This window comes from Klebsiella indica (genome assembly GCF_005860775.1).
Taxonomy (GTDB): domain Bacteria; phylum Pseudomonadota; class Gammaproteobacteria; order Enterobacterales; family Enterobacteriaceae; genus Klebsiella; species Klebsiella indica.
Genome location: NZ_VCHQ01000031.1, coordinates 79,270 through 96,684, shown reverse-complemented (window position 1 = coordinate 96,684; position 17,415 = coordinate 79,270). Strand labels below are relative to the sequence as shown.

The 17,415-nt window shown below is 53.3% G+C and carries 17 protein-coding genes and 1 pseudogene; 11 read left to right on the top strand and 7 right to left on the bottom strand.

What is annotated here, in order from left to right; translation table 11 throughout:
• The first annotated feature begins 16 nt into the window (after positions 1-16).
• From FE839_RS21125 to hslJ, 3 genes are all read left to right on the top strand, one after another.
• The gene (locus FE839_RS21125; RefSeq protein ID WP_138362727.1) at positions 17-517 is read left to right on the top strand and encodes a DedA family protein; all 501 of its coding nucleotides are present in this window, start codon (positions 17-19) and stop codon (positions 515-517) included.
• Positions 518-662: 145 nt separating this feature from the next.
• Positions 663-1,652 carry a 2-hydroxyacid dehydrogenase gene (locus FE839_RS21120; RefSeq protein WP_138362726.1) on the top strand — a complete coding sequence of 330 codons (990 nt, stop codon included), beginning with the start codon at positions 663-665 and terminating at the stop codon, positions 1,650-1,652.
• A gap of 125 nt (positions 1,653-1,777) precedes the next feature.
• On the top strand, positions 1,778-2,218 hold the full coding sequence (gene hslJ / locus FE839_RS21115; RefSeq protein WP_138362725.1) for a heat shock protein HslJ: 441 nt from the start codon (positions 1,778-1,780) through the stop codon (positions 2,216-2,218).
• Here hslJ and FE839_RS21110 read toward each other — a convergent pair.
• Complete coding sequence (locus FE839_RS21110; protein WP_138362724.1) at positions 2,215-2,481, bottom strand: putative hemolysin; 267 nt, start codon at positions 2,479-2,481, stop codon at positions 2,215-2,217. The genes hslJ and FE839_RS21110 overlap by 4 nt on opposite strands.
• Before the next feature lie 471 nt (positions 2,482-2,952).
• On the opposite strand from FE839_RS21110, the gene nifJ reads away from it, so the two are divergent.
• The 6 genes and pseudogenes from nifJ to ttcA all read left to right on the top strand — a co-directional run bounded on the left by nifJ (position 2,953) and on the right by ttcA (position 10,819).
• Complete coding sequence (nifJ, locus tag FE839_RS21105; protein WP_138362723.1) at positions 2,953-6,480, top strand: pyruvate:ferredoxin (flavodoxin) oxidoreductase; 3,528 nt, start codon at positions 2,953-2,955, stop codon at positions 6,478-6,480.
• Positions 6,481-6,737: 257 nt separating this feature from the next.
• Positions 6,738-6,950: a KTSC domain-containing protein gene (locus tag FE839_RS21100; RefSeq protein ID WP_138362722.1), complete on the top strand. Its 213-nt coding sequence runs from the start codon at positions 6,738-6,740 to the stop codon at positions 6,948-6,950.
• A gap of 82 nt (positions 6,951-7,032) precedes the next feature.
• Entirely contained in the window at positions 7,033-7,467 is a 435-nt protein-coding gene (uspF, locus tag FE839_RS21095; RefSeq protein WP_138362721.1) for a universal stress protein UspF, read from the top strand.
• 451 nt (positions 7,468-7,918) lie between these two features.
• On the top strand, positions 7,919-8,761 hold the full coding sequence (locus tag FE839_RS21090) for a LysR family transcriptional regulator (protein WP_138362720.1): 843 nt from the start codon (positions 7,919-7,921) through the stop codon (positions 8,759-8,761).
• 786 nt (positions 8,762-9,547) lie between these two features.
• Positions 9,548-9,835 (top strand): annotated as a pseudogene (locus FE839_RS21085) (tyrosine-type recombinase/integrase); the annotation flags it as partial.
• Positions 9,836-9,883: 48 nt separating this feature from the next.
• Positions 9,884-10,819, top strand: a complete 936-nt coding sequence (ttcA, locus tag FE839_RS21080; protein WP_138362719.1) for a tRNA 2-thiocytidine(32) synthetase TtcA — start codon at positions 9,884-9,886, stop codon at positions 10,817-10,819.
• A gap of 44 nt (positions 10,820-10,863) precedes the next feature.
• Here the strand turns inward: ttcA and dbpA are convergent, their stop codons facing one another.
• The 5 genes from dbpA to umuD form a co-directional block, all read right to left on the bottom strand.
• Complete coding sequence (dbpA, locus tag FE839_RS21075; RefSeq protein WP_138362718.1) at positions 10,864-12,237, bottom strand: ATP-dependent RNA helicase DbpA; 1,374 nt, start codon at positions 12,235-12,237, stop codon at positions 10,864-10,866.
• A 19-nt stretch (positions 12,238-12,256) separates the two neighbouring features.
• A complete protein-coding gene (ynaL, locus tag FE839_RS25025; protein WP_277753126.1) occupies positions 12,257-12,442 on the bottom strand; it encodes a proline-rich small protein YnaL in 186 nt (61 codons plus the stop codon).
• Between the two features lie 276 nt (positions 12,443-12,718).
• Positions 12,719-13,702 (bottom strand): zinc transporter ZntB, encoded by a 984-nt coding sequence (zntB, locus tag FE839_RS21070; RefSeq protein ID WP_138362717.1) that lies wholly within the window; start codon positions 13,700-13,702, stop codon positions 12,719-12,721.
• A 233-nt stretch (positions 13,703-13,935) separates the two neighbouring features.
• Positions 13,936-15,201, bottom strand: a complete 1,266-nt coding sequence (gene umuC / locus FE839_RS21065; RefSeq protein WP_138362716.1) for a translesion error-prone DNA polymerase V subunit UmuC — start codon at positions 15,199-15,201, stop codon at positions 13,936-13,938.
• A complete protein-coding gene (gene umuD, locus FE839_RS21060) occupies positions 15,201-15,623 on the bottom strand; it encodes a translesion error-prone DNA polymerase V autoproteolytic subunit (RefSeq protein ID WP_138362715.1) in 423 nt (140 codons plus the stop codon). Before umuD ends, umuC begins: the two co-directional genes overlap by 1 nt.
• Positions 15,624-16,046: 423 nt before the next feature.
• Here umuD and FE839_RS21055 point away from each other — a divergent pair, with 423 nt between their 5' ends.
• Entirely contained in the window at positions 16,047-16,238 is a 192-nt protein-coding gene (locus FE839_RS21055; protein ID WP_138362714.1) for a hypothetical protein, read from the top strand.
• Between the two features lie 179 nt (positions 16,239-16,417).
• Positions 16,418-16,732, top strand: a complete 315-nt coding sequence (locus tag FE839_RS21050; protein ID WP_138362713.1) for a PTS sugar transporter subunit IIB — start codon at positions 16,418-16,420, stop codon at positions 16,730-16,732.
• A 52-nt stretch (positions 16,733-16,784) separates the two neighbouring features.
• Here FE839_RS21050 and FE839_RS21045 read toward each other — a convergent pair whose 3' ends face one another.
• The gene (locus tag FE839_RS21045; protein WP_138362712.1) at positions 16,785-17,348 is read right to left on the bottom strand and encodes a YagU family protein; all 564 of its coding nucleotides are present in this window, start codon (positions 17,346-17,348) and stop codon (positions 16,785-16,787) included.
• Between the last annotated feature and the right edge of the window lie 67 nt (positions 17,349-17,415).

The following is a 17,415-nucleotide window of genomic DNA, read 5'->3' as shown; positions in this document are numbered from 1 at the left end:
ATAAACGGATTGTGCTGTGGCGTTGATTATTTCACTGATGGCGTACGCTCAGGATCATTATTCACTGGTCTTACTGATGGTTTTCCTGCTGACCTTGAGCAAATCCTGTGCCGCCATTTCGCTGCTGATTCCTGGCACCTCCGGTCTGCTGTTGCTCGGCACGCTGGCCTCCGCCAGCGTAGGGCATTTCGTATTAATGTGGCTTAGCGCCAGCCTCGGCGCAATCGGTGGATTCTGGCTCTCATGGTTGCTGAGGCGCCGCTATCGGCACCATGTGTATCGTATCCGCTGGCTCAGCGCCGGGCGTCTCGCGCGCGCGCAGTTCTTTCTATGTCGCCACGGTGCCTGGGCGGTTTTTTTTAGCCGTTTTCTCTCCCCGCTGCGGGCAACTGTCCCGCTGGTGACCGGCGCCAGCGGAACGCCACTGCGACACTTTCAGATCGCTAACGTCAGTTCCGGATTGCTCTGGCCGCTAATCCTGCTGGCGCCGGGAGCATTGAGCCTCGGCTTTTACTGAACATCTTGTCTTTTAACGCGATTTCTTAACCCCTCGTTATGCTCTAGAATTATCACTATAAGCGGATGATTAAACTTATTTTTAATATTTGTACGTATATTTTAATTATGCTACCGTGACGGTATTATCACTGGAGAAAAATATTATGAAAATTGCGGTATACAGTACGAAGCAATACGATAAGAAATACCTGCAGCAGGTTAATGAAGCATACGGCTTTGAACTCGATTTTTTTGACTTTCTGCTAACCGAAAAGACCGCTAAGACCGCCAACGGCTGCGAAGCCGTGTGCATCTTCGTTAACGATGACGGTAGCCGCCCGGTACTTGAAGAACTGAAGGCGCACGGCGTGAAGTTCATTGCGCTGCGTTGCGCTGGCTTCAACAACGTCGATCTTGATGCCGCTAAAGAACTCGGCTTCCGCGTGGTACGTGTACCGGCCTATTCACCGGAAGCGGTCGCGGAACACGCCATCGGCATGATGATGTCGCTGAATCGCCGCATCCACCGCGCCTACCAGCGTACCCGTGACGCCAACTTCTCCCTTGAAGGGTTAACCGGTTTCACCATGCACGGTAAAACCGCGGGCGTTATCGGTACCGGTAAAATCGGCGTTGCCACGCTGCGTATTCTTAAAGGTTTTGGCATGCGGCTGCTGGCTTTTGACCCGTACCCAAGCGCCGCGGCGCTGGATTTGGGGGTCGAGTACGTCGATCTTGACACGCTCTACAAAGCGTCCGATGTTATCTCCCTGCACTGCCCGCTGACCGATGAAAACTATCATCTGCTGAATAAAGCCGCCTTCGAGCGAATGAAAGACGGGGTGATGATCATCAACACCAGCCGTGGCGCGCTGATCGATTCGCAGGCGGCGATTGATGCCCTGAAGCACCAGAAAATTGGCGCACTGGGAATGGATGTGTATGAGAACGAACGCGATCTGTTCTTTGAAGATAAGTCCAACGACGTGATTCAGGACGATGTGTTCCGCCGCCTCTCCGCCTGCCACAACGTGCTGTTTACCGGCCACCAGGCGTTCCTGACTGCTGAGGCGTTGATCAGTATTTCACAAACGACGCTTGATAACCTGCGCCAGGTGGAGGCCGGTGAAACCTGCCCTAACGCGCTGGTTTAATTTTCCTTTTCTTTTTGTGCTCCCGCTTCACAGGGGGCACATTCAGATATTCCCCACAGAAATGGTCTGCAGTACAGTTACAATCCCTTTATCTTATTGATGCTATAAATATTTCTGGAGAATAAATGAACAAGTTTGCTGCACTGCTGGCGACGGGAGTGTTACTGTCGGGCTGCGTTTATAACAATAAAGTGTCAACCCACGCAGAACAGCTTCAGCACCATCGTTTTGTGCTGACCAGCATCAACGGTCAGCCGCTGAAAGCCGCCGATAAGCCTCTGGAGCTGAGCTTTGGCGAAAAGATGCCAATAACAGGCAAAATGTACGTTTCAGGCAATATGTGCAACCGCTTTAGCGGCACGGGTAAAGTCTCTGACGGCGAGCTGAAGGTGGAAGAGCTGGCGATGACCCGCATGCTCTGCACGGACCCGCAGTTGAATACGCTGGATGCGACGCTGAGCAAAATGCTGCGCGAAGGCGCACAGGTCGACCTGACGGAAACGCAGCTGACGCTGGCGACCGCTGACCAGACGCTGGTGTATAAACTCGCCGACCTGGTGAATTAATAGCTTCCGCAGTTGCCGCCTGCCAGCGCTTGTTCGCTGCAACGCTTGCCATTAGGCAATGCGCACATGCCAATAAGCGAACCATCAAGCTGGCGGGCCACCGATACTGCCCCCCCGATCATCGCGCAGTTTGCCTGACCAGTGCTGCTCATCGCGGCACGCATCCCTGGCGACACGTGCGCCGCCGTCGCCTGCTGTACAGGCTCGCTGCTACAGGCCGACAGTAATAACGCGGCACATCCCACTAAAAACGCTGCTCGCATCTTCCCCCCTCAGAGACATCTGAAAATGAACAAACCCAAGAATAATAGGCAGCTCAGCGCGCCGCGTCGAGAGGCGAATCGGGTATTTATGCGCCTCATTAACATTTTCTGGCAATTTTTTTGCGCAGGATTGATCTGACGAACTGTGGCGAAGGTTTAGGTTTGCCTTATTCGCGCCCCCCGGCCAGCGGCGAAGGGAAAGAGTCACGACGCCCTGATATATTTCCACGACCGATCGCGTTTATCCCGTTTCCCGATGAATAGATTGAAGCATCTGACACCCTCTGGTTAGCTGATTTCGCCACTAACCGGGCAAAAATTGATCTCATCATTGATGGAGCGCAGATGAAGGACACAAATGCGAAAATGGTTAGCGGGTCAGTTTGCTAAAATAACCCTTATATAATTACAGGACTTGCGGCGTTTTGCCGGGTCGCTTCTTTATTTTGCGCAATGTAAGGGTGTCTTCTTATGATCACTATCGACGGTAATGGCGCGGTCGCGTCAGTTGCGTTTCGCACCAGTGAAGTTATCGCCATCTACCCGATTACGCCCAGTTCGACGATGGCGGAACAGGCGGACGCCTGGGCTGGCGATGGGCTGAAAAATGTCTGGGGCGATGTCCCCCGCGTCGTCGAAATGCAGTCCGAAGCCGGAGCAATCGGCGCGGTTCACGGCGCGCTGCAAACCGGCGCCCTGTCGACTTCCTTTACGTCATCCCAGGGGTTATTGCTGATGATCCCGACGCTGTACAAACTGGCGGGCCAGCTGATGCCGTTTGTGCTGCACGTCGCTGCCCGAACCGTAGCCACCCACGCGCTCTCTATCTTCGGCGATCACTCCGACGTGATGGCCGTACGTCAGACCGGCTGCGCGATGCTCTGCGCCAGCAGCGTGCAGGAAGCGCAGGATTTTGCGCTGATTTCGCATATCGCCACGCTACAAAGCCGGGTGCCATTCATTCATTTCTTTGATGGCTTCCGCACCTCGCACGAAATCAACAAAATCGCTCCGCTGGCAGACGATACCATTCGTAGCCTGCTGCCGCAGGATAAGATCGATGAACATCGCCAGCGCGCCCTGAACCCGGAACATCCGGTGATCCGCGGCACCTCGGCCAACCCGGATACCTATTTCCAGTCCCGCGAAGCGACGAATCCGTGGTACAACGCGGTCTATGAGTGTGTCGAAACCGCAATGGACGATTTTGCCGCCGCCACCGGACGCCAGTACAAACCCTTTGAGTTTTACGGTCATCCGCAGGCGGAACGCGTTATCGTGATTATGGGCTCCGCGATCGGCACCTGCGAGGAAGTGGTGGATGAACTGCTGCACCGCGGGGAAAAAGTCGGCGTGCTGAAAGTTCGCCTCTATCGCCCCTTCTCTGCGGCCCATCTGCTGCAGGCCCTGCCGGAAACCGCCCGCGCGGTGGCGGTGCTGGACCGCACCAAGGAACCTGGCGCTCAGGCCGAACCGCTCTATCTCGACGTGATGACCGCGCTGGCGGAAGCCTTCAACCGCGGCGAACGCGAAACCCTGCCGCGCACTATTGGTGGCCGCTACGGTCTCTCTTCAAAAGAGTTCGGTCCGGCGTGCGTACTGGCGATTTTCAACGAACTGAGCGCCGCTAAACCCAAACCGCGCTTTACCGTCGGTATCTACGACGACGTTACCAACCTTTCCCTGCCGTTGCTGGAAAATACCCTGCCATCAGAAGCGAAGCTGGAAGCCCTGTTCTACGGTCTTGGCAGCGATGGTAGCGTCTCGGCGACCAAAAACAATATCAAGATTATCGGCAACTCGACACCGTGGTTCTCACAGGGCTATTTCGTCTATGATTCAAAAAAGGCCGGCGGGCTGACGGTTTCACACCTGCGCGTCAGCGAAAAACCCATTCGCTCTTCTTATCTGATTTCCCAGGCTGATTTCGTCGGCTGTCATCAGTTGCAGTTTATCGACAAATATCAGATGGTCGAACGACTGAAGCCAGGCGGTATTTTCCTGCTCAACACGCCTTACAGCACCAATGAAGTCTGGTCGCGTCTGCCGCGGGACGTGCAGGCGATACTAAACCAGAAAAAAGCGCGGTTCTATATCGTCAATGCGGCGAAGATCGCCCGCGACTGCAGTCTTGGCGCGCGCATCAACACCGTCATGCAAATGGCATTCTTCCATCTGACGCAAATTTTGCCGGGTGATAGCGCCCTCGCGGCGCTGCAGGGGGCGATTGCCAAAAGTTACAGCAATAAAGGTCAGGAACTGGTGGAGCGTAACTGGCAGGCGCTGGCGCTGGCCCGCGAGTCTCTGGCGGAAGTGCCGCTCCAGCCGATCAATGCCAGCAGCCCAGACCGTCCGCCGGTGGTGTCCGACGCGGCGCCGGATTTCGTCAAAACCGTGACCGCGGCAATGCTGGCGGGGCTTGGCGATACGCTGCCGGTTTCCGCGCTGCCGCCGGACGGCACCTGGCCGATGGGGACCACGCGTTGGGAAAAACGCAATATCGCCGAAGCGATCCCGATCTGGAAGGAAGAACTTTGCACCCAGTGCAACCACTGCGTCGCCGCCTGCCCGCATTCGGCAATTCGCGCGAAAGTGGTCTCGCCGGAGGCAATGGAACATGCGCCGACCAGCCTGCACTCACTGGATGTCAAATCCCGCGATATGCGCGGGCAAAAATACGTTTTGCAGGTCGCGCCGGAAGATTGCACCGGCTGTAACCTGTGCGTTGAAGTTTGCCCGGCGAAAGACAGGCAAAACCCGGAAATCAAGGCCATTAATATGATGTCGCGCCTTGAACACGTTGAAGAAGAGAAAGTGAATTATGACTACTTCCTCCATCTGCCGGAAATGGATCGCAGCAAGCTGGAACGTATCGATATCCGCACCTCGCAGCTGATCACTCCGCTCTTTGAATATTCAGGGGCCTGTTCCGGCTGTGGCGAAACGCCGTATATCAAGCTGCTGACTCAGCTTTATGGCGACCGGATGCTGATTGCCAACGCCACAGGCTGTTCATCGATTTACGGCGGCAACCTGCCCTCCACGCCATACGCCACCGATGCCAATGGCCGTGGCCCGGCATGGGCAAACTCGTTGTTCGAGGATAACGCCGAATTCGGCCTTGGTTTCCGTCTCACCGTCGATCAACACCGTCAGCGCGTCATGCGTCTGCTGTCGCAGTTCGCTAATAAACTTCCGGCTGAGCTGAATGACGCATTGCATGCCGAAGCAACGCCTGAAATGCGCCGCGAGCAGGTGGCCGAGTTGCGCAAGGTACTGGCAAATGAAGAAGGTGCGAAGGAGCTGTTAACCGACGCCGACGCGCTGGTGGAAAAATCCATCTGGCTGATTGGCGGCGACGGCTGGGCCTATGATATTGGCTTTGGCGGTCTCGACCATGTGCTGAGCCTCAACGAAAACGTCAATATCCTGGTGCTCGATACCCAGTGCTACTCCAACACCGGCGGCCAGGCGTCAAAAGCCACGCCGCTGGGCGCGGTGACTAAGTTTGGCGAACACGGCAAGCGCAAAGCGCGCAAAGATCTGGGCGTCAGCATGATGATGTACGGTCACGTTTACGTGGCACAAATTTCGCTGGGCGCGCAGCTGAATCAGACGGTGAAAGCGATTCAGGAAGCGGAAGCTTATCCGGGACCATCGCTGATTATCGCCTACAGTCCTTGCGAAGAGCATGGTTACGACCTGGCCCTGAGCCACGATCAGATGCGTCAGTTAACCGCTACCGGATTCTGGCCGCTGTACCGCTTCGACCCACGTCGTGCCGATGAAGGTAAGCTCCCGCTGGCGCTGGATTCCCGTCCGCCGTCAGATGCGCTGGCTGAGACGCTACTGCATGAGCAGCGTTTCCGTCGTCTGAACGCCCAGCAGCCGGAAGTGGCCGAGCAACTGTGGAAAGATGCGACGCTGGATCTGCAAAAACGCTATGACTTCCTCGCCCAACTGGCCGGTAAGGCGGAAAAATCAGCGGCTGAAAGTTAATACGCTGGTGTTTCGCTGTCCATAATAAGCGCCCGGCCCGTTCAAAGCGCAAGGTGTTTGATGGGCTAAGGCAGCAAGTGAAATCCCCCTGATGAATCAGGTTCTGGGTCTCCTCCGTGTATGCCGGAGGAGACTTATTTTTCATGCCCTTAAGCACCATATTCAAAACAAAACAATATATCTGTTACCTTAAAATAATCGTCCGATGAATGATATATTGCTTCCAGGAACTGACGTAGCCGTAGAGGACGCCTGCCATGCACCATCATCCCGTAAAATCATCCCGAATCACCTCCATCGCTTATGACGACACATCAGGTACGCTTGAAATCCGTTTTCGCGATAACAAAACGCTACAGTATATCGGCGTGCCACCGCGTATTTACCGCGATTTTCTGCAGGTTGTTTCTAAGGGTCGTTTTTACGATGGCGTGATTAAAGGTAAATATACCGAGCGCCGCCGCGCCTGATGGCAAAAGTGTGAGTATGCTCAATGTACAATAATTGCCTGGATGGCCTACACTTTTAGTGGTTACATTAACAGGAGGTTTTATGAACAGAATGATTCTTGTGCCCATCGATGTTTCCGATACAGAATTAACTGACCGCGTTATCAAGCACGTTGAGTCTGAAGCCAGAATCGATGATGCCGAGGTCCATTTCCTGACCGTCATTCCCTCCCTTCCCTATTACGCTTCGCTGGGAATGGCCTATACCGCAGAGCTACCGGCGATGGATGATCTGAGAGCCGAGTCGGAAGCGCGGCTGAAAGAGATCGTGTCAAAGTTTAATATCCCTGAAGATCGCGTTCACTTTCACGTTTCAGAGGGCTCGCCGAAAGATAAAATCCTCGCGCTGGCGAAATCACTTCCGGCAGACCTGGTCATTATCTCTTCGCATCGTCCGGATATTACGACCTATCTGCTCGGTTCTAATGCCGCCGCCGTGGTACGCCACGCCGAATGCTCAGTGCTGGTTGTGCGCTGATCGCCATTAGCCCACAGGACTGCCCCCTAAAAGTTGCACATCCAACTGAGTCAGGAGCAGTCTTTATGGCACTATCAAAATACGCCCTGACGAGAACGCTGGAAGTTGTCAGCGACTATCAAGCCAACGTGTTACTTTTTCGGGTAAGTCTGGTGAAATCTCAAACCGGGTTTGCGCTGCCCACGGGGGCGAGTTCCGCCCGCAGATCAAGACTGGAGTGAATCGGATCTCGCAGCAGAAAGTTTCAGCGCAATGCCTGGAGGCATGGGGCGCGCGGGAAACGGCCCATGCCATTCGCAGCCAAGAGAGAGCATGTCTCTTCATAATGACGGTGAACCACACCGGCCACTGAATCAAACGGGCGAAAACAAGAAATACGCTATTTTTGCCAAAATCATCGATTAACGGAACCGATCGCTGCGTCAAAAAACCGGGTAAATGGCCTGTAACCATGAACCGACCAGCATCGACCGTCTCTGCCGCCATCCGCGAACTGGAAGCCCGGCTTGATGCCCGCCTGTTTCACCGGACCACTCGTCAGGTGTCGCTGACCTCTGACGGGGAAACATTTTATACACGCTGTCAGGTTGTCGTTCAGGACGTCGAGGAGGCAGAGAACCTGTTCAGGCGAACCCGTGCTCAGGTTACGGGGAAAATTCGAGTTGATGTTCCCGGTCGGGTCGGGAGAGGTATCATTATTCCCGCGCTGCCCGATTTTTTTTCCCGCTACCCGGCCATTCAGGTAGAGCCAGGCGTGACAGACCGTAGCGTCAATCTCGCCGAAGAGGGCACGGACTGCGCCGTACGTGTCGGTGTGCTAAATGATTCGGGTATGGTGGCCAGGAGGGTTGGATATCTCAGCATAATCAACGTGGCGTCACCGGCCTATATCACCCGCTACGGTATGCCGTTATCTCCGCAGGAACTGACCAGGCATATTGCGGTTGGGTATTCTTCTCCCACAACAGGTCGCCGGGAACGTTGGGAGTGGGAGTGCGATGGTGAGATACTCAGCACCGAGGTTGATTCGCTGTTGACGGTAAATAATGCCGAAGCGTACATCGCGGCCTGCGTGGCTGGCATGGGGCTGATCCAGATCCCCGAGTACGACGTACACGAAATGCTGACCGCCGGTACATTGCACACGGTGATGCCGGATTTTCTGCCGCGCCCGCTGCCGGTTAATATTCTGTACTCACACAGAAGGCATCTTTCGCGCCCGCTGCGATTATTTATCGAATGGCTGATGCCGCTGCTGCAGGAAAAAATGCACTTAATCCCGTTTAATAACTAAAGAGCAGGTTTATCGATGCGTTCCTGATTCGCCCACACCAATACTGGTTATTTATACGGAATCAGCGCAATCATTTTCTCCTGCGCTGATTTATAACACGCAGAATTTCGTGGGGCTGGCGGGTAGCGAAGCGCTCATCCTCAACGAATTGACCAGACGAGCGCACCGGGTTGCCTATGGCAGACCTGCCGGTAAAGTCGATGGTGGCGCTGTCCATGCTATTCATGTCATGGCACAGAGCAACTCAGCGTGTCACTCAATCGATAAACAAATCACCAGGGCATTTATCAGGACAACTCTGAAAGATGACCGGAAAACCACGAACGTCTGGTTTATCAACCAAGCCACCAATACAATCATTCATGGTGTCTGTTCTGCCCGAATGGCACCAGCCTGCCCGGCAGCTCTTGCATACGGCTGTCGGGCGGGACGCTAAATTAATGTGTTCTGAATCACATTTCCGGTGTAGTTTAGTGGAATATTCTTACTCACTGGGCCGTCAGATAATGAAAATCCTCATAACGATCCCAATCATACTGATCTTATTGGTTTTTATTACCAACATCTTTTTAAAGAGTCCGTCACCCAATAACGTCAGAAATAAATGTATGTGGTTTGATGGCGTCATACTGACGTGTATAAAACACCGCGTGATGAGTGATGACATGTAGATGTCTCCGTCACATCTGCGACGCCCCCTGCCGAATATTGATCGCATAAGCGTTTATCGGGAAATAGTTGTAAACCGTTTTATCTCTGTACCAATCATGTCTGTAACCTGTATCCGTTATCGCGCCGCTCCCCGGTCGCGGAACGGAAAAAGGCAAAATCTCATCGCATATCGGCAATAGAGGGGAAGACGCCGCAAAACGCGCTGGCATTCACCGCAGGAATCCGTACCATACGCGGCATACTTTTGCCTGCTGGCTCCTGACGGCTGGCGCAAACCCGTCTTTTATAGACAATCAGATGGGGCATGAAAACGCGCAAATGGTGTACGACGTTTATAGTACATGGATAGAAAAGATGAACGGCGACCAGGTTTCTATGCTGAATTCCCGGCCTGGGCTCTAACACATTTTGCCCCCTATATGCCCTTTTTCGATTTTGAGAATGTTAATAATGCAAGAAAATCATAACTTTACAAAGAAAGAGAAATACAATATCGATAAGTTGCAGAAGCGCCTGCGCCGCAATGTAGGCGAAGCGATCGCCGATTTTAATATGATTGAAGAAGGCGACCGCATTATGGTTTGCCTCTCCGGCGGTAAAGACAGCTACACCATGCTGGAGATTTTGCGCAGTTTGCAAAAAAGCGCGCCGGTCTCTTTTTCGCTGGTAGCGGTCAACCTCGATCAAAAGCAGCCGGGCTTCCCGGCGCATATCCTGCCAGCATATCTTGAGCAACTGGGCGTTGAATATAAGATTGTTGAAGAGAACACCTACGGCATTGTTAAAGAAAAAATCCCGGAAGGTAAAACCACCTGTTCACTCTGTTCTCGTCTGCGTCGCGGTATTCTTTATCGCACGGCAACGGAGCTGGGAGCGACGAAAATCGCCCTGGGGCATCACCGCGACGACATTCTGCAGACCCTGTTTCTGAATATGTTCTACGGCGGGAAGATGAAAGGTATGCCGCCGAAGCTAATGAGCGACGATGGTAAACATATCGTTATTCGTCCGCTGGCCTACTGCCGCGAAAAAGATATTGAGCGTTTCTCTCAGGCCAAAGCGTTCCCAATCATTCCATGCAACCTGTGCGGCTCACAGCCTAACCTCCAGCGTCAGGTGATTGCCGATATGCTGCGCGACTGGGATAAACGCTATCCGGGCCGCATCGAAACCATGTTCAGCGCAATGCAGAACGTGGTGCCGTCGCATCTGAGCGACGTCAATCTGTTCGACTTTAAAGGTATTCACCACGGATCCGCAGTAGTCAACGGCGGCGACCTGGCGTTCGATCGCGAAGAGATCCCGCTGCAGCCTGCAGGCTGGCAGCCGGATGAAGATGAAGCGCAACTGAATGAACTACGCCTGAACGTTGTCGAAGTGAAATAACCGCCCCGCGTCTCAGATCGTCACCTGAGACGCGCTTTCTTCGCTTATTTCAGTAAGCGAACCCGGCAGGCTTTACCTTTAATTTTCCCGTTTTGCAGCAGCTTAAACGCCTTATGCGCCACCGGCTGACGCACGGCGACATAGACATGCGCCGGATGGACGTTGATCTTACCGATGTCTGCGCCATCAAGGCCGATATCGCCGGTTAACGCGCCCAGCACATCGCCCGCGCGCATTTTAGCCTTCTTACCGCCATCAATACACAGCGTAGCCATCTCTGCCTGCAGCGGCACAATGTTGCTGCTCGTCGGGCCGTTTATCCAGTTCAGCTTCAGTTGCAACATTTCCGCAAGAATATTCGCCCGCTGCGCCTCTTCCGGCGCGCAAAGGCTGATAGCCAGCCCACTTTCGCCGGCGCGAGCGGTACGGCCAATGCGGTGTACGTGAACTTCCGGGTCCCAGGCCAGCTCATAATTCACCACCAGCTCCAGCGACTTGATATCCAGCCCGCGAGCGGCGACGTCTGTCGCCACCAGCACCCGCGAACTGCCGTTGGCGAAACGCACCAGCGTCTGATCGCGATCGCGTTGTTCAAGATCGCCATGCAGCGATAACGCACTCTGCCCGGCAGCGTTCAGCGCATCGCAGACGGCCTGACAATCTTTTTTGGTGTTACAGAACACCACGCTCGAGGTGGGCTGATGCTGGCTCAGTAACTTTTGCAGCAGCGCGATTTTACCGTATTGCGTGGTTTCGAAGAACTGCTGTTCGATAGCCGGCAGCGCATCAACAGCATCAATTTCAATGGATTGCGGGTTATTCTGCACCCGGCCGCTAATAGCCGCGATAGCCTCCGGCCAGGTCGCGGAAAACAACAGCGTCTGACGTGAAACCGGCGCAAAACGGATCACTTCATCAATGGCGTCGCTAAATCCCATATCCAGCATCCGGTCCGCTTCATCCATCACCAGCGTTTGTAAGGCATCCAGCGATACGGTGCCCTTTTGCAGGTGATCGAGTAAGCGCCCCGGCGTAGCGACAATAATATGCGGCGCATGCTGGAGCGAATCGCGCTGAGCGCCAAAAGGCTGACCGCCGCACAACGTCAAAATTTTAATGTTTGCCAGGAAGCGAGCCAGACGACGAAGTTCTCCGGCCACCTGATCCGCCAGTTCACGGGTCGGACACAGTACCAGCGCCTGGGTTCGAAACAACGATGGGTCAACGTGCTGGAGTAATCCGAGGCCAAATGCCGCCGTTTTACCGCTGCCGGTTTTCGCCTGCACGCGCACATCTTTACCCGCGAGGATAGCCGGTAAGGCCGCCGCCTGGACCGGGGTCATCGACAGATATCCCAGTTCATTCAGGTTAGCTAGCTGGGCGGCGGGCAAAACATTCAGAGTTGAAAAAGCGGTCACAATAATTTCTCGCATTACATTAAAGGGCGGACAATTCGCAGGCGCGTATCCTCGCAGATCTCCGCCGCCGATGCGACAACTTAATCGGTTCATCGTCAGGCGGCGGATCCGGTAGCGGATGCGGGCGCGGCCGGGGATCTGGTACAGGAATCGGCTCATTCGGTTCAGGGGGGACAGGTATTGAGTTTAGCGACTGATAGCACATATTGACTCCGGTGATGGGCGGGTACACCCATTAAGCGTAGAAGCTGACAAAGAGGGCGCAAAAAAAAGCCGACTTAATAAAGTCGGCGTCGTACGAATCAATTGTGCTATGCAGTAATTCAAAAAAGGAAGTAAGACAATATGGAGCGCAACGCCCATCGCTTGACGTTGCATTCACCTGCGTTAAGGATATTGCCCTGAACAGGGGGAGAGTTTATTGATTTCGCTCAAACATTACCGGGTTTTCAGCATCATCATTATGATAAAAGGCGATTCTTTACAACCATTTACTACGATGCAACCACCATGTAACACCCCCAATGAGAACAACTAACATTACGCAGAAAACCAGGAACCCCATATGCCAGCTGTTACCCGGGATCCCGCCGAGGTTAACGCCAAACAGTCCGGTTAAAAAAGTGCTCGGCAGAAAGACCATTGCCATCAGCGACATCGTATACGTTCTGCGTGATAGCGATTCTTGCATAATTTGCGCGATCTCATCGCTCATCACCGCCGTGCGGGAAATACAGCTATCAATTTCATCCAGCCCACGCCCCAGACGCTCGGCAATATCCTGCATCCGCCGCCGATGGTCGTCTGTCATCCACGGCAAACGTTCACTGGCCAGACGGGCATAAACATCGCGCTGCGGCGCCATATAGCGGCGCATAACGATAAGCTGCTTGCGCAACAGCGCCAGAAAGCCGCGGGGCGGTATCTGCTGGTCCAGTAAATCATCTTCCAGATCGATAATCCGGTCATGAAGTTGCTCAATAAACTCGCTGGCGTGATCGGTCAGCGCATCACAGACTTCCACCAGCCATCTACCGCCGTCTACCGGACCATTCCCCTCACGCAAGTCACCAAGTACATCGTCCAGCGCCAGAACTTTACGCTGCCGGGTTGTGACGATTAAACGCTCGTCCATATACAGGCGCATCGCCACCAGTTGGTCCGGGCGCTCATCAGTGCTGCCGTTGATACAGCGCAGCGTAATTAGTGCCCCATCGCCAATCCGCGTCACGCGGGGGCGCGTGCTTTCTCCGGCCAGCGCACCGCGCACATTATTGGGCAGCAGCGACGTCGACGCCAGCCATTGCGCGCTGTCAACATGGGTATAGTTAAGATGCAGCCAGCAAGGATGTTCCTTATCAATAATGTCGCTGTCCGCCAGCGGCTTCACGCCGCCCTGCCCGTCCAGCACCCAGGCAAAAATGGCATCCGGCACCTGGAGTTGCGAGCCCTTAATTGCGTCCACTGAACCTCCGTTAACTTATGCTGATTTCCGTAGTCTAGCCCTACACAACGGTTACGCAAGAGTTAGTCGCGACATGCCACTGAATTCACTGATGAAAAAGCACAGAGAATGGGGAAAAAACCTATTGGCGGGCTAACGTCCACAGGAAACCGAATCACTGCGGCCCTGCGGGTGACAACCCGACGAGCGTGATCAGCGCTTCGACGATAGCATGAATCGTAGATAGCAACGCTTTACAGCTTCACCCGCAACAAATCACTCAACCGGGTGGTGTAGGCTGGCGACAGCCTGTGCCGCTTCATCTCCCAGCGACGCGCGATTCCTTGCCCAGCAAACCAAAGCTGACCTTTCTCTCGTTGATTGACGGAATCCAGCACCGTCATAAGTGCTTCACTATTAGCATGTGGTTGATAGTCATCAAACAATCCGAACTGCGCCACGCCCTGGCTAAAGAAGTCCCCCAGCATCACCCCGCACTTTTGATACCGGTATCCCTCCCGCCAGATTGTATCCAGGCATTTTATCGCCGCCTTGATAATATCCCGACTATCCCGGGTCGGGATCGGGATGTGGGTACCGGCGTTTTGGCCGTAGCAGGCTTCATTACCCGCAAACGGACTGGTTTTCACAAAGGCGGAAACATAGCGACAATATTGATGCTCGGCGCGCAGCTTCTCGGCGGCGCGCGCCGCGTGGCTGCATATGGCTTCCCGCATCAGTTCGTATTCAGTCACCTTATGACTAAATGAACGCGAGCAGATAATTTGCTGTTTACTCGGGATAAATTCTTCCAGTGCAAGGCAGGGTTCGCCGCACAGTTCTCGTACAGTACGCTCCAGCACGACGCTGAAATGCTTTCTGATCAGTGCAGTTGGCGTTCCGGCAAGCTCAAGCGCGGTGTTAATCCCCATCGCATTGAGTTTTTTCGCGGTGCGGCGGCCAACGCCCCAGATGTCACCGACGTCAACCCGCGCCAGCAGTTTCCGCTGCCTGACCGGCAAAGAGAGATCGACAACACCCGAGAATGTTGACCATCTTTTTGCCGCATAATTGGCCAGTTTGGCCAGCGTCTTCGTCGGCCCGATCCCCACGCCCACCGTCAGGCCGGTGCACTGGAGCAATGTACTTCGCACATGGCGACCGAATGCTTCAAGCTCCTCAGAACGGTGCATTCCGCTAAGATTCACAAAGGCTTCATCAATGGAATATTGATAAACCGCAGGAGCCAGCTCTTCAAGCAGCGTCATCACCCGTTGGGACATATCACCGTACAGCGCATAATTGCTGCTGAATACCGCCACCTGATGGCGTTCAAACTGCGATTTCACCTTGAAATATGGCGCGCCCATCGGGATCTCCAGCAATTTAGCCTCATCATTTCTGGCGATCACGCAGCCGTCATTGTTGCTTAACACCACCACCGGACGCCCGCGTAAATCCGGGCGAAAAACCATCTCGCAGCTGGCATAGAATGAATTGACATCCACCAGGGCAAACATTAACGAAACCTGTTGATACTGAAAGTGACAACACCAAAAATCTCCAGATCTTCGCCGTCATTGTGTAGCACAATCGGCGGAAAATCGGGATTCATCGGCAGCAGTTGCATGATGGGATGAGTGCACAAACGCTTAACCGTATATTCACCGGCCAGTGAAGCAATGATGATATCGCCATGCTTCGCTTTCAGACTGCGATCTACCACCAGCAGCGAGCCTTCATAAATACCGGCGTCAACCATCGACATGCCTGTCGCCATGACAAAATAGGTTGCCGCAGGATGACGGACACACAGCTCGTTGAGGTCAATCCCCTTCTCAATGTAATCCTGCGCCGGACTGGGAAATCCACACTGAACAAGGTCGCTAAACAGCGGAATCGACATGACCTGGCGCAATTCAACCGGTTTGTAGAACATCATAATAAACTCACTTGCAATGATACTGTGTTTTTATACAGTATCGATATTTACCAGGAATTTATCAACCCACCTGTCGCCCCCTGGCGTGAAGGCATTGAAGTTGTGGGGAATTTAGTCTGTCGTGAGCGCCGCTGGCGGCCCAATGGCTCCAGACAGAAGGTTCGTGCTCCCGGCACTTACCGATGGTCGGCCATTGTACGCTGGAAATTTCCGCTCATTGAGAGGAGGATAGAATCCGTTAGTCCGCTCTGTGATCACAACCTGTGGGTGCCCACCAGGCATACCGCGAAGACCCCATAGCAATAACGGAGATTGCCTACGGCGGAAAAGCCAATAAGAACTCGCTGTCGCACGGCTGTAATACAAACGTTGTAAGATAGGGTTCGGAGGCCATCAGTGCAAAAGCAAAAACGAGGTGAAGAGATGGAAACAGTAAAAGCCAGCAATCTGGAACAGGCAAAGCAGCTTCTGCAGTCCGGCGAGGCCATAAAAATCGAACTGGATTTCGAACTTGATTCGGATACGTTTTTTAAGTTTGCCGTCGAATACTGTGTCAATGGGGCGAAGCTCACGCGCGTTGGCGATCGCTTCGTTATTTCACGTAAAAAAAAGTAATCGGCGAATCATCCCCAACCATTCACAGCATCACGCACGTTTGCGTTTTTTAGCTTCTGTGATGGCGACGGTCAGAATAAAATGGACGCAAGAAATTAACCTGTAAAATTGACATGTCGCGCATTTTCGTTAACGGTAGAGGAATAATGTAGCCTCGGTATCTCACCGAGGGTTAAATCGTGAAAAAATTATTAATATGTTGCTTGTTCGGCGCAACAGCAGGAATTATTGCCAGAAAAATGCAAAAAATCGCCGATAACCAGGCATTAGACCTCTTAATCAGCGCCGTTGGTGTTGAAAACTTCTTTAGCGTCGCGCCTGCCTATGATGGTGTTCTGGTCGCTCCGCATATTCAGTATAAGATTGAAGAGTTTATTAACGCGTTGAGATCCGGGCAAGAAATCGCTGTTATTGAAAGTTTGCCTTATGCTTCATTTGACGGCGAAAAGATTCTCAACTTTGCGATGAATACGATGCCTCAATCTCTGGCGTAGTCAGACTGCTGCCCTAAAGAACCCGCGAAATCACGGGTTCTTTCATGACGGCTTATCTGAACGGCGCGTCCAGGGGCACTTCAGCGTCAGGCTCGTGAGTGATGCGGTTGCGAAGATCGCGACGAATCATCTCAATTGCCCAGAACCAAAAGATATGTCCCACCAGTTCCGAAATATACTCATCCGCCGGAATATTCAATAATGAAGGCGTCAGGCCCAGTAACGGAAAAGAGATCCAGTGAACGGCGATAGTGGCGACAATACCTGCCCATACCCCCTGCCATAATTTAACCTTCGGGAAAACTTCGGCAACAACGCAATAGCCGACGGCAAATACCAGAGAGAATATAATATGCGTGACCATCACCGGATTGATAATGTGCTCGGAAAAAGTATACACCGTATGGGTGGGGTCTATTCCCAGGTAGTCGCGCAGGAAAAGATAAGGGGGATTAAATTCATCCCTGCCGCCGGAGAAAGTACGCGGCGGCAAAGGAACTTCTGCCCCCCATTTCACAAACGCCGACATAATCCCTGCAATCACCCCGACAAATAGCGCTACGCCATAACGACGCCGACCGGGTTTTGTTTGTACAAAAAAATCTTTAATCGCCATAAAATTCACCACCAATACATTACATTTATTTTCCGTATGTAATATTTAATGCATTGATGATTATCGA